The following is a 22,573-nucleotide window of genomic DNA, read 5'->3' on the forward strand; positions in this document are numbered from 1 at the left end:
TTTTTAGAACATATGTTCCATTAATATTTTTTTCAAAGGAGCGCACCCACATGTATTTTTATAAAAATGAATTCGTACATAAAAAGGACGTACTGATTTCGCCCGACGATCGCGGGTATTATTTCGGTGATGGGATATATGAGGTTTTTCGCGTCTACAATGGACACCTCTATGAAACTGACGCCCATATGCAACGTCTCCAAAGAACTGCCAGCGAAGTTCGCTTACCTTTACCGTATACGAGTGATGAAATCATAGACATTCTGAGCAAGCTTATCCAGCATAATAACCTCATCGAAGGCACAGTTTATTTGCAAATCACCCGAGGAGAGGCGCCACGTGCTCATCCCTTCCCTGCTCAGGCTGACCCGATTCTGCTGGCATACTGTTCAGAAGTAAAACGTCCGCTAGCTACGATTCAAAATGGCATCAAAGCCATCACACAACTGGATATTCGCTGGCTAAGATGCGATCTCAAAACGCTGAATCTGCTCCCCAATGTCCTTGCAAAGCAAGCTGCGCTTGATCATGGCGTGCAAGAAGTCGTGCTGCATCGTGAAGGAACGGTGACAGAATGCAGTGCCTCGAATCTGATGATCGTCAAGGATGAAATTCTTTACACCCATCCGGCCAATCATCTAATTCTACACGGCATTACTCGAGCTGTCGTATTGCGCATAGCGCATTCACTCAATCTTCCTATTAAAGAAGAAACCTTCACTACTGAGCAGCTGCTGCAAGCGGATGAAGCTTTCATCACAGGTACGACCGTGGAAATCACACCGCTCTTACAAATCGATGGTCAAGCCATCGGTACAGGTACACCTGGGCCAATTACCCAGAAGCTTCAAGCCGAATTTGAAAGAACCTTCCTTAACTAGAAGGAAGCCCCCCATTTTCAACGTCAAACGGGCAGCCCTCGGCCATCTCGCATGGTTGTGAGGGATGTCCTCTTTCATTTTCACGACGATGTTTACAAAAATATCACAAATACTTATAAAACAATTGACGGAACCTACTCAGCCATTTAAACTATGGTTAATTATAAAAGAGCCTGGACGCTCCGTATCCTTATACTTTGCTGAACAAAAGCGTTAAAGTGGTGCGAGAGCAATGCGTCCAAGCAGCAACTAGGAACTTCGAGAGGGGTAATAATGTTGAAAAAGAAAGCACTCGTATCATTCGTATTATCAGCAGCACTTATGGTCGTAGCAGGTTGTGGACAAAAGGCTGATCCAACACCGGCAGCAGGAGGTACGGCTTCAGCAACTCCGGCAGCCTCAGCAGCCGCATCAAAAACGTACAAAATCGCCATTTCACAAATTGTTGAGCATCCGTCTTTGGATGCCACACGTCAAGGCTTCTTGGCTGCGTTGAAAGATGCTGGTATCGTAGAAGGAACGAATTTGAAAGTTGACTTCAACAATGCGCAAGGCGATCAACCTAATAACTTATCCATCGCTCAAAAAATTGCTTCAGCAGACAACGATCTCGTGTTGGGTATTGCAACACCATCCGCACAAGCAATTGTACAGCAAGTGAAGAAGGCTCCGATTCTTTTCGCAGCTGTAACTGACCCGCTTGCAGCGAAAATCGTGACCAATGTGGACAAGCCAGGCGGTAATGTATCCGGCGCTTCAGACACAAACCCTATGGCCGTTGCCCAATTGATGGACTTCGTTGCTGCAAACATGCCAAAGGTGAAGACGGTTGGCCTTGTCATCAATGAAGGGGAACCAAATGCGGTTATTATGGCCAAAAATGCCGAGCAATCTTTATCCAAGCACGGAATTAAACTCGTTAAAGCGCCAGTAACGAATACATCTGAAGTAAAACAAGCTGCGCAATCCCTTGTTGGCCGTGCAGATGCTTTCTTGATTACATTGGATAACACAGTAGTTAGCGGTGTGGATGGTATCATTCAAGTCGCAAACGAAAAGAAAATCCCTTTCTTCTCCAGTGACCGCGATACCGTGGAAAAAGGAGCATTCGCAACAGTTGGCTTCAAATATTATGATCATGGCTACCAAGTAGGTCAAATGGCTGTCGACATTCTCAAGAATGGTAAAAAACCGGCAGACATGAAAGTAACTGTGCCTGACAAAATGGATCTCATCCTCAACTTGAAAGCAGCCAAAGCTCAAGGCATCGAAGTAACGGATGCTATGAAAGCTGCAGTAAAAGATAAAGAGAAAAACATTATTCAGTAAGAAGAATGAAAGACACACAAGGGGTGAACGTCGCTTTCGTTCGCCCCTTTTTTTCACAAAGTAAGGAGGAAAATGATTATGTTGGCTTCAATCAATGGTGCCTTCGAGCTAGGTCTTCTCTATGCGTTGATGGCGCTTGGTGTTTATATTACGTTTCGAATTCTCGATTTCCCGGATCTAACGGTGGATGGAAGCTTTACAACAGGCGGTGCCATTGCAGCGATTCTGATTGCGCATGGCTACTCGCCTTTGCTGGCTTGTTTAGCCGCTTTTGCAGGCGGGCTTATCGCTGGAGCTTGTACGGGACTGCTTCATACAAAAGGTAAAATTAATGGGCTTCTCTCCGGAATTCTCATGATGATTGCCTTGTATTCGATTAATATGCGCATTATGGGCAAGCCGAACATTTCGTTACTAGGTGCAGATACTTTGTTCACCTCAATGTCGCCAATTGCGGTTGTGCTCATCATTGTGATTGTGTTCAAATTATTGCTTGATGCTTTCCTGCATACTGATCTGGGACTTTCCCTCAGAGCAACAGGAGACAATGCGCGAATGATTCGCAGTTTTGGCGCAAATACAGACAATACAACGATTCTAGGCTTGAGCTTGTCGAACGGGTTAGTGGCGTTATCCGGAGGACTCATCGCACAGCAGTCGGGCTTTGCTGACATATCGATGGGTATCGGTATGATCGTCGTTGGACTAGCTTCTGTCATTATTGGTGAAGCGATTTTTGGCGCTAGAACGGTGTTTCAGGCGACATTAGCTGCTGTGCTTGGTTCCATTGTGTACCGGATTGTGGTCGCTTTAGCCCTTAGAGTGGAGTGGCTTAAAGCTTCCGACTTGAAGTTAATTACCGCGATCATCGTTATTATCGCGCTCGTACTGCCTTCGGTGCAGCGAGCCATTAAGCAAAAAGCGACGGCTAAGCGGCGTTCCGCTGAGCTCATCGCTCGCGCGATGCAATTGAACAATGGAGGTGAGCGATAATGCTTCAGCTCTCGAATGTTTCTAAGCTATTTAACCCCGGTTCAGCGGATGAGAAAATCGCGCTAATCGGCATTAACTTAACCCTGAAGCCCGGTGACTTCGTCACGGTCATTGGGAGTAACGGCGCCGGTAAATCGACGCTGATGAACATCATCTCCGGCGTTATGACGCCGGATGCTGGCGAAGTGCGCATCGATGGTGAGGTGATCCACCATCTGCCTGAGTACGAGCGCAGCCGCTGGATCGGCCGCGTCTTTCAAGACCCCATGGCGGGGACGGCTCCTCGAATGACCATCGAGGAGAATCTCGCCATGGCTTATGCCCGCGGCAAGAAGCGCGGGCTGAGCTTCGGCGTCAACGCGCGTAAGCGCGCGCTGTTCCTGGAACAGCTGCAGCGCCTAGGCATCGGCCTGGAAGGCCGACTGCGCGCGAAGGTCGGACTGCTCTCCGGCGGAGAGCGTCAAGCTCTCAGCTTGCTGATGGCGACGTTCACCAAGCCGCAGATTCTGCTGCTTGATGAGCACACCGCAGCCTTGGATCCTGCGCGAGCTGAGCTGATCACACGATTGACCGAGGAAATCGTGCGAGAAATGAAGCTAACCACGCTCATGGTCACGCACAATATGGAGCAAGCGATTCGTCTTGGCAATCGCCTGATCATGATGGACAAGGGCCGTATCATCCTCGATGTAAGCGAGGAACGGAAGAAGGACCTCACGGTAGCGCAGCTGCTCGGTGAGTTTGAGCAGATCAGCGGCAATAAGCTAGCAGATGACCGAGTGGTACTCGGATAAACACAAAAGGGCAGTCCCAGAAGCCATCTTTCATGGTTTCTAGGACTGCCCTATTTTTCTTACACTGTGTAAATTTCTTCCAATTCTAGTTGGGGCGTTGCGTTCTATAATCATCTCTTCAATTAACGCCTTAAATTCCACTCATCCGTCCCATATTTCTCGTTCACTAATCGCTCCGTAAGTTCAACCTCATAGTCCGTCAAGGACGACTCTACGAGTTCAACACCAAGTCCTAGCGCAATTTCACGTCGAAACGCTTCCTCCACTTCCCCCAGCGTGACTTCCTTCTTCCCTTGCGCCCGCAGCAATTCATTAATCGCCACCGCTTTCTTAAGGAAGCTCTGTTTCATGCGATCTGCCACCTTCTCATTGGAAAAGCGCAGCATCCGAAATAATTGATCCGTATCCATGTCAAGCAGGATAGAGCCGTGCTGCAGCACGACATTTTTCTGCCGAACCTGCGCGCTACCTGCCACTTTGCGACCTTCAACAACCAGCTCGTACCACGATGGTGAATCGAAGCAAGCCGCAGAACCTGCGGACGCATATTTCTCTTTTTCCTCATCGCTCGCCAGCTGCACCATCTCCGCTTCAAGTCCTAGCGCTCGAAATCCTTGCAGCAGCCCCTCGCTTAACACGCGATAAGCTTCCGTTACATTGCGCGGAATGCCCGGGTAATCCTCAGCCACGATGATACTGTACGTCAGCTCTTTATCATGCAGCACAGCTCTTCCGCCAGTGGGGCGTCTAACAAATCCGATACCTTCGCTCGCCACCGCTTCCTGATCCACTTCTGCGGCCTTTTGAAAATAACCGATTGATAAGGTTGCTGGATTCCATCCATAGAAACGCACTGTCGGAGGAACCTTGCCTTCACTATGAGCGGTTAGAATCGCTTCATCTAAAGCCATATTTTCAGCAGGAGAACGATCTCCTGTATGTATAAATCGCCAAGCTGTCATCTCAATTCGTCATCCTTTCCTGTACAGCGTCACCTTTTTCCATAAACCAACCTCTATCATAGCATATTCATGTTCCTCATTCGACCTCCGAGCCAAGCAGCCATAGTAAAACTCTTACATGGGAAAAGTTATGAAAGATTCTTCTCTGGACATACTAACATGTATTCGACGTTTGCAAGGGCCAACGCAAAATCAGAACGTTTAGGAGGGCACAGCCATGCGTCAACATGATCAGCAAGAGAACATTCGCCCCATTCATAAACAGCTGGATATGCATTTTGAGAGGGACTGGTTTACCGAGCTGGACAATCGTGTACGTGGAGGAGGTCCTTGGGACGACTGGACCCTCTATCAGCTTGCCTACGAATCGGAAGAGTCGGGGCTTATTTCTACGTTTGATAATATGCAATGCCTCGCGCATTTGGGGACTCTAGAGCCAATGGCGCATCAGATTGATACGGCTAAGCGAGTGTTGAATGAGATGCGTGGACGCGCCATTCTAGCCGACGAGGTTGGACTCGGGAAAACGATTGAAGCCGGTTTAATTTTAAAAGAATACATGATCCGCGGGCTTGTCCGCAAAACGCTCATCCTTGTACCCGCTTCCCTTGTCCTGCAATGGGTTCGGGAATTGAATACCAAATTCGGCATCCCCGCCGTTGCGCATAAGAAGGCTTATATGTGGCAGCAAGCCGACATTATCGTAGCCTCGATGGATACTGCGAAAAGGGACCCGCACCGCGAAATTGTGATGGGCCTTGAATACGATATGCTCATCGTCGATGAAGCGCACAAGCTTAAGAATAAAAAAACGACCAACTACACCTTCGTCAACGAGCTGCGCAAAAAATACTGCCTGCTCCTCACAGCTACGCCTGTGCAGAACGATCTCAAAGAGCTCTACAACCTGATCACCTTGCTAAAGCCAGGCCAGCTAGGCGGTCAGAACAGCTTCAAGTCCAACTTTGTTGTTGGTAAGCGTACGCCGAAGAATGAAATTCAGCTGCAGCAGGAGCTGTCCAAGGTGATGATCCGCAACCGTCGAGGCGATGGAGGCGTTCACTATACGAAACGTATTGTGCGGAATATCCCCCTCACCCTCTCAGATGACGAGCAAGCGCTCTATGATGGCGTCACGAATTTCGTGCGATCTCGCTATTCCGAGAGTGGCGGCGATCTCAGCTCGATGCTATCCATGATTACCCTCCAACGTGAGGTGTGCAGCTCTCGAGATGCTGTGTTTATTACGTTGGTGAATTTATTTAAAAAGACAGCCGAAGACTCGCCGATACGTCCTAAGATATGGGAGCTAGTTGAGCTTATTCGCAGCATCAAGTCGAATAGCAAAGCCGAAACAACGATGCGCCTCATACAAGATATCAACGATAAAGTGATCATTTTCACCGAGTATCGAGCTTCCCAAGAATATTTATTGAACTACCTCAAAGAACGCAAGATTACAGCTGTCCCCTATCGCGGAGGCATGAATCGGGGCAAAAAAGACTGGATGATGGATCTATTCCGCAATCGCGTTCAAGTACTGATTGCAACCGAGGCGGGTGGCGAGGGGATCAATCTCCAATTTTGCCACAACATGATCAACTTCGATCTGCCATGGAACCCTATGCGCGTGGAACAACGGATCGGCCGTGTCCATCGACTCGGGCAAACCCATGACGTTAACATCTACAACTTATCCACAAGGAATACCATTGAAGAACATATCCTCTCGTTATTGCACGAGAAAATCAATATGTTCGAATTGGTCATCGGGCAGCTAGATACGATTCTGGAGAAAATCGAGAAACGCGGCTCGCTTGAAACATCCCTCTTCCGCATGGTGATGGAAGCTGGCTCAGGCGAGGAAATCCGCCGAAAAATCGATGAGCTTGGGCATTCCATCAGCGAGGTGCGGCAGGAGATCGAGCAAAATCCGCAGTATGGCGCCAAGTTCCAAGATATCCTTGATGCCGTAGGCGGATCCCAGAGCGTGGAGGTTGGCCCATGAATAAACGAAACATTCACTCGTTCGTGATGCGCTTTCTGGAAGCTTACGACTGCACGATACTGGAGAAAACGCCTGCCTATGTTACGGCTAAGCTCTCTCCCGAAGCAGATCGGGAAATGACCGGCCGTCCTTACTATTGGAGCTTCATTGAGCGGACAGGTGCAGCAGCAGAAACGATGACCTATAAATTCGTGATCGACCCGGAGCAAATGAAGCTTGAAGCGAAGCCGAAAGCTGCTGCTACCGCAGTCCAAAGTCCTCCCTCAACCGGCTACGGACCATCGGGTTCAAGCGGAGCTGCTGCGAATCCACTAGCGGGTAGTGCGCCGGATAGCATTCTCGGCCGTTATTTCGGCTTTGTTCCGACGACCATCACCACGCGAGTTCCACAAGATGACGTAACCTTCGGCAGCCGACGACTTGACCAGATCTTTGGCATCGTTCGCGAACGCGGGCGATTCATACACTTATTCGAAGAGCCCTTCCCGACGGGGGCGACGCATCACGCTTCCCTCGTTTATAATACGTGGCTCTGTGTGAACTACAAGGTTGAGCTTCTCTGCGACCGGAAGCGGACTGAAATTCATTCCTTAGCGATTCAGCTCAATAGCGGGGAAATTCGTGAGCATTTTCACAAGCATATGTTAACCAAAAGTCTTTCACCGAAGCTCCCTGCCAATAGTCACATCTTACCGGATACGATTTCAATTCCGAAGGCGATCAATGCCTTAGAGATGACGCTTGAGCGCAAAATCAGTACCTACGACCACCGATGGGCCGATGAAGCGAATGCTCAGCACCGTAGTGAAATCGATCGTGTGGAAGGCTATTACAACGGGCTTTTGCTGGCAGCAGAACCCGACAAAAGAGACGAAATCGAAATCCAGTGTCGGAATCGGCTGGAGGAAATCGATTGGCAACATAAGCCACGGATCGCTGTATCCGTCATTAATGGCGGTTTGTTTCACCTCAATGCGAGTCGATTATCATCCAGAAACTGACGCAAGTCGCTAAAACCTCGCAAATAACACGCAACAGGTTCTAACATTCTTTTCAAAGCATAAGAATTACAATAGTCACATACACTAAGAGGTTAGCGAGAGGCAGGTGAACGAAGATGAAGTCGTGGACCACTTGGACAGCCACTTGTATTATTTTGTGCAGTATTGGCTTCATGCCCTTACACACCTCGGCCGTCGACAACTTAGAAGGGACAAGCCATACGCAGGCCCAAGTAAAAGAACCAAGCAAAGCAACAGCAACCTCAAAGCCTGACTTGACGAGTACGTCATCATTCGGTTCAACAATCAGTAAGTGGCAATCCACACTAGCGAAGGAGGCCGGCTTTGAAGGCTGGCAGCAAGCACGTTGGAACAGCTATCCGCTCGGACCTGGCACCCATGGATGGGTCATCATCTTGACTGATCAAGGGCAAGAGGTGGGCTATATGATTGTTCATGCCGTAGATAGCGGCGGGTTCCGATTGACCGAATATGGGACAGGCAAATCTCCGCTATTTAGCTTGGCCACGTTGTATCGCTCCTTGATACAACAGGAACTCATTCCTTCTACAACCTTATACGACGATTTTGTGCAAAATGAAACGATCATTGAAGACCGCTTATATATGGATACCCTTACTTCTGTTTGGAAAATAGCGCTGGATGATGAGACCTATTATCTCGATGCCAAATCGGGCGAATTGCTTCCGCTCACGGAAGATCCAACGCCTCGAATGACAGATGCCATAGTCACCGCGACTGATTTATCGCAGGGTTCGCAAACTTTCGTACGTCCCGCATTTGATCCATATGAGCAACTGCCATGGATTGAAGGCACCCCGCTGCCTGTCACATCCTTGCCTGAGCTTCAGATTGCTCTGGAGCAGCAGGGCACGCTCACCTACGTCACTGAACTGTACGATGATCAGGTGACGATGCCGTTAGCCGTACTCGGTTATCAACAATGGGTACATGGGGATAACTATCTTGTATTGGAGCATGAAGGCCCGCGTTATGTGCTATTAGATGCATCTCTTGGTCTAGGGGAGATTTATCCTTAGGTTGAAAAACAAAAGGCAAACCAGTATTTTCTGGTTTGCCTTTTTGGTGTATTAACCCTTTACTCGATTAAGTGGAACTACATCGGTTCGGATTACTACGGGTCTTCATACGGAACGTGGTTCCGCTATTTGTTGGAAAACGTGCCACTTTCAATAATTACGGAACGTGGTTCCGCTATTTTCACTCACAAACGTTGAATCGAGCGATTTTCACAAAAATAGCGCCCTCACGTTCCGTATCTCTTGAAAAACGGAGATTTCGAGTCAAATAGCGTCCTCACGTTCCGCAACTCATTTTCTCGATTTCGTCCGTCCGAACATCATCCGCGCAGCCAACGGCAGCATCCCAAACCAGCGTGTTTGCCAGCCTTCGCGTTGTTGTTTGATCGACGCTTTGGCTTGCTTTCGAACTTCCTTCGGCGTGTCAATATAGGTGACGACTTGTTGTGTTATGTACTTCACCAGATCATCGCTTTTTGCCATACGTCCACCTGCCTTTTACCCTTATTCTAACCAGAGCAATAAGGCTTTAAACTTCGCAAAGACAGGTGGCTGACCGCCTACACACAGGCGTTCATCCTGGCCTGCCGCCGCTCTCTGCAATAATTTTATCTGCGAAGGATTTAATCGTGCCGCAGCCTAACAGCATTGGCTTATTATCACACTGCAACAATAAGGTTTGTGCATTCGTATCCCAGGCATATTGGAAGCCAACATTCATGCTGACCACTGAAATTGTAAATTTGCCTGATGCTGTGTTAGGAATAGCAAATCCTTGCCTCCTGCCCACCTGCTGCAACGCTCTGAATACCGAAGGCGAAATCCCTTTATACGTCCATGTGCTGCAAGTTGCCATAGGTCTTCTCACCTCTTTCTATTAGGATCATTAAATTGTATGAGGCATGAGCTGAAATCGTGCTTATTTCCATAAAAAGCATCCATCCGGTTCGTTGTTTCTACTTCTAATCTCGTCCAACCCACATAAGCTAGAGTAACTAGAGAGAGAAAGAGGTGTTGGTTTGAATGTGGGAACTAATGCTTGCAACCGAGCAGCTTGACATTTATATGGATGAAGTAAATCTTAGGCTTGAGATCCGCATAAAAACAGACAATACTTTAGCTCCATTCACAATTCGCATGAATCATACAGATCTGACCCAGTTAATCCATACCCTTCTGGAAATCAATCGAAGCTTTCGAGGAGATATTCCTTTCTTTCATACGAAAAAGCTGCCATTCAAGCTCTAGCCTCTCAGCAAAAAAAGCACGATGGACTCCCCCACATTCCCGTGGATTGGAGCCATCGTGCTTTTTTTTCATGCGTTGACCGCACGTTTAGTTTCTGTTGATTCCTGCAATTGAAGCGATAAACCGCAAAATGTATAGGAACAAGTTAATAAAATCAAGATAAATATTCAGCGCAGCGAGCGGCACAGCTTGTGGCTCGACACCATTGCGATACTGGGCTACATCATACAGCACCCAACCGCTGAAGATCAGAATCCCAACCATGGACCATACCAAATTCATCAGGGAACCGAAATGTAGGAACATGCCAAGCACACTCATCAGCACAAGTCCAATCGTTCCTGCAAACAAGAATCCGCCTAAGAAACTAAAATCGCGCTGTGAACGGTGTGCGTAGAAGGCCAATGACCCAAAAATCGCTGCCGTTGCGAAGAAAGCACCTGAAACCACGCTAGCCCCAAGCTGGCCGCCATAAGCCATGATAACAGGATATAGCGTCACGCCAGAAATGGCTGTAAATGCGTAGAGAAAGCCATAGCCAATATGCTTGCCGCGAATTCGGATGACGATGGCGGCTACCAGCATGACAACCTCGGCAATAACGAAGAGCATGACCATGGATGGCGGTACTACCATCGCGCCGATCAAAGTCCCGATAAATGAAACCAACAGTGAGATGGCAAACGTTTGAAGCACATGCGCAAAGCTTCCGGATTGTGTTATCGAAACTGTTCTATCCATGAAAAATTCAGCTCCTTTAGTAAATAAAGATGTACAATCTATGCTATGTATTATACCTGCATTTCATGAAAATCGCTACAGGGCAGCGGTTTGACACAAAAACACCCTTTTCTGATATCTCAGAAAAGGGTGTTTCAGGTATGCGATCAAGAGGACTCGAACCTCCACGGGGGTAAGCCCACACGGACCTGAACCGTGCGCGTCTGCCAATTCCGCCATGATCGCGTTTACAAAAAATAATATACCATGTGACGCGAAAGCTCGTCAATGAAACTTTTGCCTCTTGTGTATAATTCTCCGACCTGATTCTAACCCTATTCACAAAGGAGGCATGAGCTATGGATGAGGAAGAAATCAAAGCACTGGAGCCAAAGTACACCGGCAATCAGCGTCATTTAACCGAGGGCGAGGCACAAGCTATCGTCCACGATCCGAACTTCACAAGCGAAGATGATGAAGATATCTCTGACATCGACGCCCTTGCGATTGGACTCGCTTACGGCGTATACCGCAGAACGTAGATAAATCGCATAAGACCTCCCTTCCAGAGATGGATAGGAGGTCTTTTACTACGCTGTTCGGCTCAACATCATCCTATCGTTCCTGTTGAAGCTGCAGCAGCGCGTTTGCTCATTTCAAGTTCATACAACTGTCCGGATGACAGAATAGCTTCATAAACTGTTCTGCCAATAAGATAGCCCACAGTTGTCGCTGTACCAGCGTATCGGTACGTCGATCCTCTGCCCGTCGCGGCAATCAACACCGCATCTGTTGACGTACCTGTTGCTATTTGACCATTGATCATGGTGTTCAACTCTTGAAGCGCGGCAGCTTTGGCTTCGGTAGCGGTAATTACCGCATTCACCATGGCCGCATCCGTCAAATTACCTTCAATGACGATGATGGTGTTAATCGTACCAGGGTAGAGCGAGGTAGCTGGCAGTATCGCACCTGCTCGTGCTTTATTCCCGAGCCCAACGGTCACCCAAGCGGCAACACGAAGCGATTCCTCCTCATTTACCGCGTCTACAGACTGCTCACTACGCTCGTCCTCTATCGGCCAAGTAAGCTCCTTGAATCCAACATCCTTTACCCACGCCGCGGTGAGCATGCCAGCCGTATCTTGAGGTTCAAGCCCTTCCCTTGCGATGAAAGCCTCCATCTCAACCAAAGGGTCGATCTCATTGTAGGTCTTGTCCACTTGGCGATTCATCAAAACACGATGAGATCCAAATCCACCGCCCCATGGAGAAGAATTCAGCGTTCGCAATGGGGTTTCACTTGTGATCTGCAAGTAACGTCCGTGCGGCGATTGTACCTGTCTCATCCCTACACCAGCAATTAAACTAATCGCGGAAGTACTCTCACTCTGCATCATCGGACAGATCATCCGGCGCTATCGTTTCCTGAGGCAGCATGAACGCTGGTGGCCTTTCGTTCTCATAAGGCTGATACACGTATCCACGGGCAAGCTTTACGACTCTACGGTTTTTTTTGCGAATAAGAACCGTCTCATCATCCCAAGCTACAACAATACCACGCACATCGTTCGCGGGACTGACATCTCTAATCACCCGCAGCAGTGTGCTATCTACGCGATATTGATCCAATTGTTCTTCCGAAATCATCTATTTAGCACCTCCATTATAAGTATCGCAAATCAACTATTCTTCCTAAGCATACACCAATTCGCGATTCGGTGAAACTTTACATAAATCCATTCATCTTCGGTTACCTTAACGAGGACGAGACACGCGACAAGGCACAGGCAATCTCATGCCTACCGAAAGGGAGGACATTACAATGGAGAAGAGAACGTACTACATCAATGTAGGCACGGGAGAAGTACTCGAAGACAGCACAGCACTTGATTACGAATTTGAAATATCTGCAACGGAGGATGACATCGCCAAGCTGCAAGAGCTTTTTGAAGAAACCGACAATTCTTCTCAGGGCAGCTACGCGACCTCTTGGCTCCCTTGGAAAGTATACTACTCGAATGAAACGAATCAGGAATATGATTACTATTTAACGGAAGTGTATCGCACACTGCACCGATTAGGTTCTGAACAGACCAAGAGGCATATCGAAACGATGAACGTTTTGGAAAATGGCATTTGAATTATTTGAAATATAGATACAAATAAAAAAGGCCAAGAATCCATTTGGAATTCATTGGCCTTTTTTCATATATGGGATTTATTAGCTTACATGCTCTTTCGAATCATTCGTTTCAAACCAGAAATCAAGGACTTTGCTTGACATCACACGTTTCTTAATATAATCCGATTGTGCAACAGAGAACTGCTGCTCCCACTCGATTGTTAGCTCCGTACAAAGCTTCACGATCGTTAACAACTCGGACCAGGCCACATAGCGCTTATACCAGAAAAATTGAGGGTGTTCAATCATATACGGATACAGGTCATCAAACTCTGTATGTTTACAATCAAGCGCACGTTCAAAGTGAGTCTTTGCTTCCCCAAGCTTTGTCATAAAATAGTCAATGGAACCATTTTCGATACCCATAGATGTCAGCCTCCTCTCTTACCTTGTAATCATTATAATGGATAAATCGGTTTCAGGGAAGCCATACCCTAAATGTAAAATCAGTCAAAAGTGATCTGCCCGTTTGCAAGTGAAGCTATACGAGCGAGTGACTCTACGCGAATTCCGCGTTCGCGAATGGATTTTCCGCCATTTTGAAAAGATTTCTCAACAACAATTCCAACACCAACGAGCTCTGCTTCGGCTTTCTCCACAATTCGAATTAAGCCGCGTGCTGCGTCCCCATTCGCAATAAAATCGTCGATCAGCAGGATACGTTCACCTTTTGTAAGCAAATGTGATGATACCATAATATCCGTAACAATTCCTTTGGTAAAAGACGGAACGCGTTCGCTATACGTATCTTGATCCATTGTCAATGTTTTCTTGCGGCGAGCAAATACCATAGGAACACCAAGTTGCAAAGCCGTTGTATAAGCAATAGGAATACCAGATGATTCCACCGTTAACACTTTGTCTGGCTTCGTTTCTCTAAACAATCTTGCAAATTCTTTCCCCATCTCCATAATGAGAACAGGATCTACCTGATGGTTCAAAATAGCATCTAGTTTAAGTACTTGATCCGAAGCAACGATGCCAACCTCTAAGATCCGCTTTTTTAATAACTCCATGAAATCGGCCCCCTATAGCTGTCTATTATGAGTAAGTTACCATATTGCTCCTGCCTGTTTCAAGTCCATTTCGAAAATAACAAAAAACACTGAAACTTTTTGGGCTTCTAGAGTGTCTATATATATAAGAGGATTTCATTCAAATGGAATTCGTTCTAGAATTGCTCACATTTGGGCAAGAAGATGCATTGAAAACCTTCGATAAAACAGTATCATTAATCTTACTTATATTTTTCACTTCAACTACTCCTCGGAGGAAAGGAAAGATGGCAATGAACAACCTAATTAGACCCATCCTTGTAGGCTGTATGCCTGTTGCAATTGCATCATTCTTGGTGGCTGGATGCCAAGAATCATCTGCTCCTGCTCCAAAGGCTACCATAGACGTATCAACAACGTATACACCATCCCAGCCGCAGCAAGAACCTGCGCCTTCAATCGTTGTCACGGCCCCGACTGCCACACCTGCGGTTGACGATAGCATAAAGCATGAAGCGCAAGTTGCCGGCATTACCAAAGTCGATCAAGGGGATCTCTCCCACACCCAATCCTTCACGAGTCCGAAGCCAACTGCCAAACCGAAGGTCAAAGCAGAGGATGCTTACCAACAAGAAAAGCCCACCTTGATGGGATTAAAGCTTGGAACTGCGAAAGCGGCAGTACTGGAGCGTTTTGGCAAAGTGAAGAAGCAATTCGTCATGGAAGAAGATAACCTGGAAGTGTACGACTTCACCGACTTTTCCGTTGGTTTTAATAGCAAAGGAAATCTTGAATTCGTAGATGTCCACTCCATAGATATTGACCCTGGTTTGCATGGACTGCGATTAGGTCAGAGCGTACAAGATGCGATTGCCATCCTAGGCAAGCCTGATACGAACTCAACCTATGTGTTATCTTATAAAGCGCAAGGCACCTTGCTCAAGATCGATATTGATCCGCATGACAATACGATTCAATCCATTAAGCTTTTTGCAAATTCGTAACGGATCGTAATGATAAAAAGCAGAGAATCCACCATGGATCCTCTGCTTTTTCTTGTATGACAGGAACGCTAATGCTCTCCGTCTCACACAAGGATCCACTAACCACTGCTAACGGACATAGTGGACGTTATTTCCGTCGGATATACGCTTTTCAGTAGCTAACGGACATCATAGCCGTTATTCTAGTTTGAAAACCCCAATATCGCCAGTTTCCATTAGAATAACAGCCTCTATGTCCGTTAGATTAGGAAAATCCTCACAATTGGCCCCTATTGCGACTCTTATGTCCGTTAGATCTCCTTGAGTTCCAAAACCTAAAAATGACCATGAATTCACCCCTAGAGGTTGAATCTCATGGTCTTTTTTTGGATTTTCGTTTCAGTATAACAATGTGATGTTTCCGAAAACGAAGGTAGATCAGCACGCCGATGGCAGTAAGAATGACCAGTACGAAGAGTGAAATTCCCATATAGGTATGCATCAAATGTAAAAATTCTTCCCAATTATCGCCAATAAATCGGCCCAGGGTCAGAAAGGTTGTACACCAGAGCAGCGCTCCCGTGCCCGCATACAAAATATATTTATAAAACTTCACACCGCTTACGCCACACAAATAACAAGTAAAGTGACGAACGCCCGGTACGAAATAACCGAAGAACACCGTCCACAGCCCGTACTTCTTAAACCAGCCTTCCGCTCTCTCGATTCGGCTCGGGGTCAACTTCACCCATTTGCCATACCGATTGAGAAAGGGCTTCCCCACACGATGACCGATTATATAGCTAACCGTCATCCCTGTCATTGTCCCTGCATAAATAACGGCTAATGTTGGGCCGAATTCAAAGGGGCCACCCTGCGTGGTCAATGAGCCGATGAACACCATCAGTGTTTCATCAGGAATCGGTACGCCAACCATACCAGCGGATAACAAGAGATATAAGGCAACATAGCCATAATGGCTAATAAAATCAAACAGAACTTCCTTCACTACCAACACACTCCCGAGTTAAACCTTCAACTGCCCAGCTTCGTGTAATAGGACATTGCAGGGGCTTGCCCTAAGTTCCAGTCATGCAAGCTTACACACAAACATACCTTGTACTATATCAAACGAAAGAAAGCGAGGCAATATATGCGAAATGGTGCACAGATTGTCCGTGTCGCCTTCACCTACATCGGAACCGTCGTTGGAGCTGGTTTTGCATCCGGACAGGAAATCCTTCAATTCTTCACTCGCTATGGCTCGCTAGCAACTTTAACGATCGCATTATCCACCCTGATTTTCATTTGGATAGGCATTCAACTTATGCTTATGGCACATGACTTGAAAGCAGAATCCTATGAGGATTTGAATAAGGTTCTTTTTGGAGACAAAGTCGGAAAATGGATCAGTTTGTTTATGATGGTTGTACTTTTTGGCATAACTACCGTCATGCTTGCAGGTGCTGGCACTGTTTTCGAAGAACAGCTCCATCTCTCCTACACAACAGGACTCCTCGTCACACTTGTACTGGCCTATATCATTTTGACACGCGGGATCAAAGCCATCATGACCGTTAACACCATTGTTGTTCCCATTATGCTGTTGTTCAGCTTCGTCATTGTTGCCTATACCTGGAACTCGCCTGCTTCTAACAACTGGCTGCGGATCACAAGCGATGATCATCTGGCTCAAATCTGGTTTGCACCATTTCTCTATACGGCATTTAATTTGGCTATGGCACAGGCGGTACTAGTTCCGATGGGTGGCGCGATTCGCGATCGTTCCGTACTCTTTTGGGGTGGATTGCTTGGAGGGGCCGGTATTGGCATGCTGCTGTTAGCTGCACACTATGCCTTATCCGCACAAATGCCCGGAATCGCACAATTTGAAATTCCGATGGGAAATATCATGACGAGATTAGGCTATCTCCCGCAAGTCGCTTATTTGCTCGTTATTTATGGCGAGATTTTCACGACCTTCATCGGCGATGCTTATGGGTTATCCATGCAGCTTCAGCAACGTATCAAGGTTCACCCGAAGGTACTTCTCATCGGCATCTTACTTCTCAGCTATGCGATCAGTCACATTGGTTTTAAAACATTATTATCCGCTTTATATCCGCTATTTGGCGTGATTAGTGTCGTTTGGCTCGTGTTGATGATCTGGCGCAACCGCCGAAGTACGTTGTAGGGTACTCCCTGGAGGGAAGCTGAGCACGACGATCAAACGGATGAACAACAACAGCATGCCCATTGCGGAAATGATAATACCAGTTAGCAAATACGCCCAATGGAAATTAGCACTTTCTGTATGAGCGCGTCCAACGGCTACAAGCTCTGCTACCAGTAATAAAAGTCCTATGATAAATAAACCAACAACGGAATAATCAATAATCGTCCATCTGGAGAAATACGTAACCGCAATCTCCACTTGGCTTACTGCTCTGGGCGAAGCAGCTTGCTGCCGCCAGAGCTGTTGTACCGTCCATGCGGTATAGATACCAGCTCCTGTTACAAAAAGTCCAACTACCGCACCTATTATAGCTAAAAATAAGTTCATGTCGGGACCCTCCCTTCTTCTTCCTGAGGCTAGTGCTGACGCAAGCCGTAGATGAGTAGCAACGTACAGCCAAAGCTAATGACCGGAATGGCATAAAGCAGTGGAAGCAACATCACATGAGGAAGCTTCATCGCAGGAAACCACAGCAGCTGTAGACGCTTCCTTTCGACCGTACCCTCATCAGATTCTCCCTTGTGAGCTCGAAACGCGTCAGTCGCTCCCTCATTCCACTGGATCTTACCTTTTTTCCATCCGACCTGATAGGAAATTTCTCGGTGATCCTTCCTCTTTTCGTTTCCTTCCACGTGTTTGCCTCCCATCCATTTGCTGCTATAGGTGAATATAAAGGTGACCAGGAATGACTCTGGCAGCCGCATCGCGCACATGACCATGACATGTAAATAGCAGCACCTGATGGCGCTTACTCAAGTCCGCTAGAACGCGTAAACAGCTTTCCATCCGTTCCTCATCGAAATTCACGAGAATATCGTCCAAAACCAACGGTAAAATCGCTTTCCCGCCATACTCCTGGGCAAGAGCAAAACGCATAGATAAGTACAGCTGCTCGGCGGTTCCACGACTTAGCTGGTTCGTATCTACTGTCTGTCCGTTAGCTCTTACAGCAAGCAATCGTTGCTCGCCAAAGGGTGCTTTGACGGCCACGAACGCGCCATTCGTCATCTTTGCAAAATAAGATGAAGCCTGCAGCAGTACACCAGGTTGTCGTTCCTGTTCATATACATCGCGAGCTTTCTTGAGTAAGAGAGCTGCGAATGATGCAATCGCATACTGATTCACGTGCTGAGATAGCGATGTTCGAATCGATTCCACCTGCAAGCGTTGATTCGCTGCTTCCGCCCCCTGCTCCAGCTTCTCGATCTGACCCGTAAGCTTTCCAACGCCCTCTCTGAGCTCATTCGTCTGGGAGATCGTTTCCGTCAGCTTCTGTTGAAGAGAGACGGTTAACAGCGTTACATCTTCTTCTCCCTGTGATTCCAACAACTCCATAATGCCCGCCATTAAAGTAAGGCTTAATAACGATTCAAGGGCGGCTTCCAGCACCGTTCTTTCGTCTTCGAGCCTTCTGCGTTCTAGCTGCTCCCGTTCCAATATTCGCAGGTGCTCACCGTCTAAAGCAGATCCTTCCTCTAAGAGCTGTTGAAGACGCACTTGTGTCCGATCCGCATGTTGGTCAACTAGCAAGAGTTCTTGTTCAGCTTCTTCGTGCAAATGCTCGTTCTGCTTTTGTTCCGCGATAAGTACTAACTGCCGCTGCTCATCTTCTTTCCAGCGCTTCAAAGCAAACAAAGCATCCTGACTGGAAGGTGGCAAATCAAGCAGCTTACTTACCTTTTCTTCATATGTATGGACGTTTTCATTTAACATGTCTAGCTTGGAGGCCATTTTGTGAAGTTGACGCAGTCCCTCTTGTGCCTGCTCGATGATCTGAATCGTTTCTAACAAGGCATCTGTGGACAAATGTGCGCCTAACCCTAATTCTTGCAACCATTCTTGCCAGACAGATTGAAGCTTTATAGTCTCCGCATGGACTTCCTCTGCATACTGGTGTCGGTGTTCATAATGCTGTCCAAGTGTGTGTAGATTCTCCCTAGCATCCTTTAATTTCTCCATCTTACGGAGCTGTTCGCTATGCTGATGCTTATTCTTCTCCGCTTCACGGAACCAAGCATCCAGATGAGGTTGAAGTGCTTGAAGCGACACATTCGGATTATTTGGGCTTCGATCAAAGCTCTTAAATTCCGCCGATGCAGCAGCTTCTTGATAGCTCACCTGTTGCAGCTGCTGGCGCTGGTAATGCTGTATTTGCTCTTGAATATGGCCTTCCAGCTGCTGTAGCTCCTGCTCCAAGCGATGATCTTGCGCTATAGCGGGGGGTGTCACGCGGGATGCTCTGCTTCCATGCGTTTGGCGACCCGTAAACCAGATATAACAAGAAACACAAGCAAAGATAAGGAAAGTGCATACGGCTGCAAGCCATTGGCCCTGCCAGACGAATATGAACGGTGTGATGAGTGCTAATAGACCTGCTGCCATCACCATGCGTTGACGCAATGTACGAGCAGAATCTCTCCCAGCCTTAGCAACTTCTTCGAGGCCCTGGAGGTGCAGCTTTTGCTCAGCTTGACGCTCTTGGTGATGTGCGAATTGACTTGTTACTAGCTGCCAACGCGCATAATCAGAAGCCAGCTTCTGCAAGAACGAAGTTGGATCGGAGTCAAGCGTCCCATCGACCGTTTGAATGCCTCTACATGCTGCTTCTAGCCCCGCTACCTGCTCTTGTCCGCGAGAAACCTGTGCCTGTAAGCTCTCCAGCTCTGTCTGCATTCGCAGCTCAGTTTCTGATCTATTTCGGAACTGCTCTTTATACGTACGTATCTGTTCACGAAGTGAAATCGTTACAGCGAACGAGGAGACATCAGTTTCATCCCATTGCACATCCAAGTTGGATAACAGTCTATCCACTTGCACACGTTGGTGCGCAAGCTCTACCTGAAGCTGCTCGATCTGGCGTTTATTCTCCTCGTAGCTAGCCGATTGCTCCAGCAAGTGGTTCAGCTCGACTTGATACGCGAGCACCTTCGGCTCCACCCGGAGCGCAGCAAGCTCTCTGCGCAAGCTCTGCAGCCGCAGCTGCAGCTTGTCGCGCTCCGCTTGCAGGCGCTCCTGCTCGGCCTCAAGCGCCTCCAGCCTTGCTGTGGCCTGCTCCGGGAAGCCCGGCCGGGCAGGCAGGCCCTCCAGCTCGCGGCCGATCTGCCGCAAGCGGAGCCATCCGCTGCGCGCCTTGCCGGCCAGCCCGAGCTTGTGCAGCTCCGCGCGCAGCGCCTCCTGCTGCCCCTCCAGGGCAGCAGCGCGCGCCTCCGCGGCGCGGCGCTCTTCCTGCAGCCGATCGTAGTCGGCTGCTCCATCACGGCTGCGGCGCAGCGACTGCTCCAGACCCTCGAGCTCCTTCAGGAGACGGTTCATCTCCTGATTGCGTCCGCGGGGTCTGTACAGGCCGTCGGCCTGCGCCGTCAGCTTGCGTTCGGCCTCCATGATGGCCGAACCGCTTACACCAAGCCCAGCGCTATACAGATAGCCGCTGAGCTCGTCCGTCTGCAGGGTGCGAAGCTCCTGCAGCTCGGTTAAACCAAAAGCGAACAAGCTGCGATAGAGGTCGGCCGAGAGGCCGCCTAGCAGCGTGTTCAGCAGGTCTTCGCCGCCGGTGGTGCCATCGGCGAGCGTGACCTTCACGAGCCCCGCAGAGGCTCGTTTGCCGCCTGTGGCGGGCGCGTCGTAGCGCTCGACGCGGATGCGCTGACCCTGCTCATCGAGCAGGGTTAGGGCGCCCCCGTGGGCGCCGCCGCCCAGCGGCTCGTAGCGCTCCACGCGATTCGTTCGCGTTGGGAAGCCGAACAGCACCGCGCGGACGAATCCCATGAGCGTGCTCTTGCCCGCTTCGTTGGCGCCATAGATAACGGCCAGATTACTGTCCATAGTCAGGTGACGATCACGCAAGCTGCCAAAACCATCGACTTGGATGGCTATGATTCTCATCCAGCGTTCCCTCCATCCGCGGTAAGTAGATCCGCGACAAGTACTTCCGCGGAACGCAGCCAATCGCGCAGCTGATCTGGCGTTGCAGCCGCTGGATTCCCAGCGGATTGCGGCAATCCCTGCAGCGCAGCAAGTGCCTCTCTTGCGAAGCTATCCAGAGAGGCCTCGTCACTTTGCAGTGTTGCTGCAAACCTTAACAGATCACCTAAGAAGCTCTTCTCTTCCAGTATAACTGACAGATCAAGCTCACTTGCCGTTCGATCCTCGATCGATTCGATCCACACGAAGCAGCTGCGCTCCAACTCTTCTTCTCTCAATTCATCCATCAACTCTTGTAGGGCACGTCCTTTACGCAGCCGTTCATGAATCTCGCTGCGACCTTCCAAGACAATACGCACAATCACATCTCGGCCTTCGCCTTCTTGACGCAGCCGATCCAAAAGCTCTCCAAAACGATCTTTCAATACCTGCTCCGCCCGAATATGGGTCACAGATAGTTTTTCTTGAAACCAACGAACCGTGTCTAATGCATGAAAAACAAGCTCTGCACGACCATTTTCATCAATGTCTACCAAATAACAGCCGCGGGGTCCCGTTTCCCGAATACTTCGGCCTTGGATGTTTCCTGGGTACACAATGGCTGGCTGTTCGTTCAAAATATCTCTTGTATGCACATGGCCGAGAGCCCAATAATGCATACCCGCATCCAATAAATCCTGTTTACTACATGGCGCATAGTTATCGTGATGCGGGTCTCCATCAACATTCGTATGTAAAAGACCGATCTGGCACACGTGTGCTTGTCCTCTGTTAAATTGTAAGGCAAGATTCTCCGTTACCGCTGAGCTCCCATACGAAATCCCATGAATCTCGGCAATCATGCCGCGATCTGGCTTCACTACCTGGAAGGTCTCCACCTTCTCAGACGCAAAAAAATGAACGTCTGCCGGCCAAACCAGCTTCGCAGCACGTCCATCCTCGGGGTCATGATTACCGTGTATGATATAAGCTGGAATGCCTCCAGCGGCTAATTGTTCCACAGCTTTTTGAAAGCGAATTTGCGCACGCAGTGAACGATCCGACACATCATAGACATCCCCGCTAATCACCACAAAATCCACTCGTTCTTGTATGGCAAGCGCCACAAGCTTCTTCAACGCTTCGAACGTCGATTCGCGAACTCGCTCTCGAACCCGCTCAGGAAGCGCCGACATGCCTTTAAATGGGCTATCTAAGTGCAAATCGGCAGCATGTATAAACCGCAGTCGTTTCATGGCTCTAACGCCTTCCTTAGTG

Annotated in this window: 25 protein-coding genes and 1 tRNA gene; 12 read left to right on the forward strand and 14 right to left on the reverse strand. The window is 48.4% G+C overall.

Translation table 11 applies throughout. The features are described from left to right. Window positions 1–50 precede the first annotated feature (50 nt). The 4 genes from dat to AC58QC_RS01735 all read left to right on the forward strand — a co-directional run bounded on the left by dat (window position 51) and on the right by AC58QC_RS01735 (window position 3,997). Window positions 51–881: a D-amino-acid transaminase gene (gene dat, locus AC58QC_RS01720; protein ID WP_497413481.1), complete on the forward strand. Its 831-nt coding sequence runs from the start codon at window positions 51–53 to the stop codon at window positions 879–881. A gap of 273 nt (window positions 882–1,154) precedes the next feature. Continuing rightward, window positions 1,155–2,210: an ABC transporter substrate-binding protein gene (locus tag AC58QC_RS01725; RefSeq protein WP_497413482.1), complete on the forward strand. Its 1,056-nt coding sequence runs from the start codon at window positions 1,155–1,157 to the stop codon at window positions 2,208–2,210. 78 nt (window positions 2,211–2,288) lie between these two features. Further along, complete coding sequence (locus AC58QC_RS01730; RefSeq protein ID WP_497413483.1) at window positions 2,289–3,203, forward strand: ABC transporter permease; 915 nt, start codon at window positions 2,289–2,291, stop codon at window positions 3,201–3,203. Continuing rightward, window positions 3,203–3,997, forward strand: a complete 795-nt coding sequence (locus tag AC58QC_RS01735) for an ABC transporter ATP-binding protein (RefSeq protein WP_497413484.1) — start codon at window positions 3,203–3,205, stop codon at window positions 3,995–3,997. Before AC58QC_RS01730 ends, AC58QC_RS01735 begins: the two co-directional genes overlap by 1 nt. 122 nt (window positions 3,998–4,119) lie before the next feature. Here the strand turns inward: AC58QC_RS01735 and AC58QC_RS01740 are convergent, their stop codons facing one another. Continuing rightward, window positions 4,120–4,959 carry a lipoate--protein ligase family protein gene (locus AC58QC_RS01740; protein ID WP_497413485.1) on the reverse strand — a complete coding sequence of 280 codons (840 nt, stop codon included), beginning with the start codon at window positions 4,957–4,959 and terminating at the stop codon, window positions 4,120–4,122. Between the two features lie 217 nt (window positions 4,960–5,176). Between AC58QC_RS01740 and AC58QC_RS01745 the strand changes: the two genes are divergently transcribed. The 3 genes from AC58QC_RS01745 (at window position 5,177) to AC58QC_RS01755 (ending at window position 9,029) form a co-directional block, all read left to right on the forward strand. Further along, window positions 5,177–6,967: a DEAD/DEAH box helicase gene (locus tag AC58QC_RS01745; protein ID WP_497413486.1), complete on the forward strand. Its 1,791-nt coding sequence runs from the start codon at window positions 5,177–5,179 to the stop codon at window positions 6,965–6,967. Continuing rightward, window positions 6,964–7,968, forward strand: coding sequence for a YqhG family protein (locus AC58QC_RS01750; protein WP_497413487.1), 1,005 nt, complete (start codon window positions 6,964–6,966; stop codon window positions 7,966–7,968). The genes AC58QC_RS01745 and AC58QC_RS01750 overlap by 4 nt, the downstream gene beginning before the upstream one ends. 116 nt (window positions 7,969–8,084) lie before the next feature. Then, on the forward strand, window positions 8,085–9,029 hold the full coding sequence (locus AC58QC_RS01755) for a hypothetical protein (protein ID WP_497413488.1): 945 nt from the start codon (window positions 8,085–8,087) through the stop codon (window positions 9,027–9,029). 291 nt (window positions 9,030–9,320) lie between these two features. On the opposite strand, the gene AC58QC_RS01760 is transcribed toward AC58QC_RS01755, so the two are convergent. Together AC58QC_RS01760 and AC58QC_RS01765 are read right to left on the reverse strand one after the other, a co-directional pair. After that, on the reverse strand, window positions 9,321–9,512 hold the full coding sequence (locus tag AC58QC_RS01760) for a YqzE family protein (RefSeq protein WP_497413489.1): 192 nt from the start codon (window positions 9,510–9,512) through the stop codon (window positions 9,321–9,323). Between the two features lie 91 nt (window positions 9,513–9,603). Then, window positions 9,604–9,885, reverse strand: coding sequence for a hypothetical protein (locus AC58QC_RS01765; RefSeq protein WP_497413490.1), 282 nt, complete (start codon window positions 9,883–9,885; stop codon window positions 9,604–9,606). A gap of 167 nt (window positions 9,886–10,052) precedes the next feature. Between AC58QC_RS01765 and AC58QC_RS01770 the strand changes: the two genes are divergently transcribed. Beyond that, entirely contained in the window at window positions 10,053–10,277 is a 225-nt protein-coding gene (locus AC58QC_RS01770) for a hypothetical protein (protein ID WP_497413491.1), read from the forward strand. Window positions 10,278–10,364: 87 nt separating this feature from the next. Here the strand turns inward: AC58QC_RS01770 and AC58QC_RS01775 are convergent, their stop codons facing one another. Both AC58QC_RS01775 and AC58QC_RS01780 read right to left on the reverse strand, forming a co-directional pair. After that, entirely contained in the window at window positions 10,365–11,018 is a 654-nt protein-coding gene (locus AC58QC_RS01775) for a Bax inhibitor-1/YccA family protein (protein WP_497413492.1), read from the reverse strand. 141 nt (window positions 11,019–11,159) lie between these two features. Beyond that, window positions 11,160–11,243, reverse strand: a tRNA-Leu gene (locus tag AC58QC_RS01780). Window positions 11,244–11,356: 113 nt separating this feature from the next. On the opposite strand from AC58QC_RS01780, the gene AC58QC_RS01785 reads away from it, so the two are divergent. Further along, window positions 11,357–11,539 (forward strand): hypothetical protein, encoded by a 183-nt coding sequence (locus tag AC58QC_RS01785; protein WP_497413493.1) that lies wholly within the window; start codon window positions 11,357–11,359, stop codon window positions 11,537–11,539. Between the two features lie 68 nt (window positions 11,540–11,607). Here AC58QC_RS01785 and AC58QC_RS01790 read toward each other — a convergent pair whose 3' ends face one another. Both AC58QC_RS01790 and AC58QC_RS01795 read right to left on the reverse strand, forming a co-directional pair. Continuing rightward, the gene (locus tag AC58QC_RS01790; RefSeq protein WP_497413494.1) at window positions 11,608–12,396 is read right to left on the reverse strand and encodes an adenosylcobinamide amidohydrolase; all 789 of its coding nucleotides are present in this window, start codon (window positions 12,394–12,396) and stop codon (window positions 11,608–11,610) included. Continuing rightward, the gene (locus AC58QC_RS01795) at window positions 12,383–12,646 is read right to left on the reverse strand and encodes a hypothetical protein (protein WP_497413495.1); all 264 of its coding nucleotides are present in this window, start codon (window positions 12,644–12,646) and stop codon (window positions 12,383–12,385) included. Before AC58QC_RS01795 ends, AC58QC_RS01790 begins: the two co-directional genes overlap by 14 nt. A gap of 175 nt (window positions 12,647–12,821) precedes the next feature. Here AC58QC_RS01795 and AC58QC_RS01800 point away from each other — a divergent pair, with 175 nt between their 5' ends. Beyond that, complete coding sequence (locus AC58QC_RS01800; protein ID WP_057309825.1) at window positions 12,822–13,139, forward strand: hypothetical protein; 318 nt, start codon at window positions 12,822–12,824, stop codon at window positions 13,137–13,139. Between the two features lie 81 nt (window positions 13,140–13,220). On the opposite strand, the gene AC58QC_RS01805 is transcribed toward AC58QC_RS01800, so the two are convergent. Next, window positions 13,221–13,547, reverse strand: a complete 327-nt coding sequence (locus AC58QC_RS01805; RefSeq protein ID WP_056615938.1) for a hypothetical protein — start codon at window positions 13,545–13,547, stop codon at window positions 13,221–13,223. A gap of 80 nt (window positions 13,548–13,627) precedes the next feature. After that, complete coding sequence (locus AC58QC_RS01810; protein ID WP_497413496.1) at window positions 13,628–14,197, reverse strand: xanthine phosphoribosyltransferase; 570 nt, start codon at window positions 14,195–14,197, stop codon at window positions 13,628–13,630. Window positions 14,198–14,463: 266 nt separating this feature from the next. Here AC58QC_RS01810 and AC58QC_RS01815 point away from each other — a divergent pair, with 266 nt between their 5' ends. Further along, window positions 14,464–15,180, forward strand: a complete 717-nt coding sequence (locus AC58QC_RS01815; RefSeq protein ID WP_497413497.1) for a DUF4309 domain-containing protein — start codon at window positions 14,464–14,466, stop codon at window positions 15,178–15,180. Between the two features lie 352 nt (window positions 15,181–15,532). Here the strand turns inward: AC58QC_RS01815 and AC58QC_RS01820 are convergent, their stop codons facing one another. Continuing rightward, window positions 15,533–16,168 (reverse strand): DedA family protein, encoded by a 636-nt coding sequence (locus AC58QC_RS01820; RefSeq protein ID WP_497413498.1) that lies wholly within the window; start codon window positions 16,166–16,168, stop codon window positions 15,533–15,535. A 144-nt stretch (window positions 16,169–16,312) separates the two neighbouring features. Between AC58QC_RS01820 and AC58QC_RS01825 the strand changes: the two genes are divergently transcribed. After that, a complete protein-coding gene (locus AC58QC_RS01825; protein ID WP_497413499.1) occupies window positions 16,313–17,353 on the forward strand; it encodes a YkvI family membrane protein in 1,041 nt (346 codons plus the stop codon). Here the strand turns inward: AC58QC_RS01825 and AC58QC_RS01830 are convergent. The 4 genes from AC58QC_RS01830 to AC58QC_RS01845 are packed head-to-tail and all read right to left on the reverse strand — an operon-like array spanning window position 17,285 to window position 22,551. Then, a complete protein-coding gene (locus AC58QC_RS01830; RefSeq protein WP_497413500.1) occupies window positions 17,285–17,722 on the reverse strand; it encodes a hypothetical protein in 438 nt (145 codons plus the stop codon). The genes AC58QC_RS01825 and AC58QC_RS01830 overlap by 69 nt on opposite strands. Window positions 17,723–17,751: 29 nt before the next feature. Further along, the gene (locus AC58QC_RS01835; protein ID WP_497413501.1) at window positions 17,752–18,027 is read right to left on the reverse strand and encodes a hypothetical protein; all 276 of its coding nucleotides are present in this window, start codon (window positions 18,025–18,027) and stop codon (window positions 17,752–17,754) included. Between the two features lie 25 nt (window positions 18,028–18,052). Continuing rightward, entirely contained in the window at window positions 18,053–21,277 is a 3,225-nt protein-coding gene (locus AC58QC_RS01840) for an AAA family ATPase (protein WP_497413502.1), read from the reverse strand. After that, window positions 21,274–22,551: a metallophosphoesterase family protein gene (locus AC58QC_RS01845; protein ID WP_497413503.1), complete on the reverse strand. Its 1,278-nt coding sequence runs from the start codon at window positions 22,549–22,551 to the stop codon at window positions 21,274–21,276. The genes AC58QC_RS01840 and AC58QC_RS01845 overlap by 4 nt, the downstream gene beginning before the upstream one ends. Window positions 22,552–22,573 lie beyond the last annotated feature (22 nt).

This window comes from Paenibacillus sp. J22P51 (genome assembly GCF_059692215.1).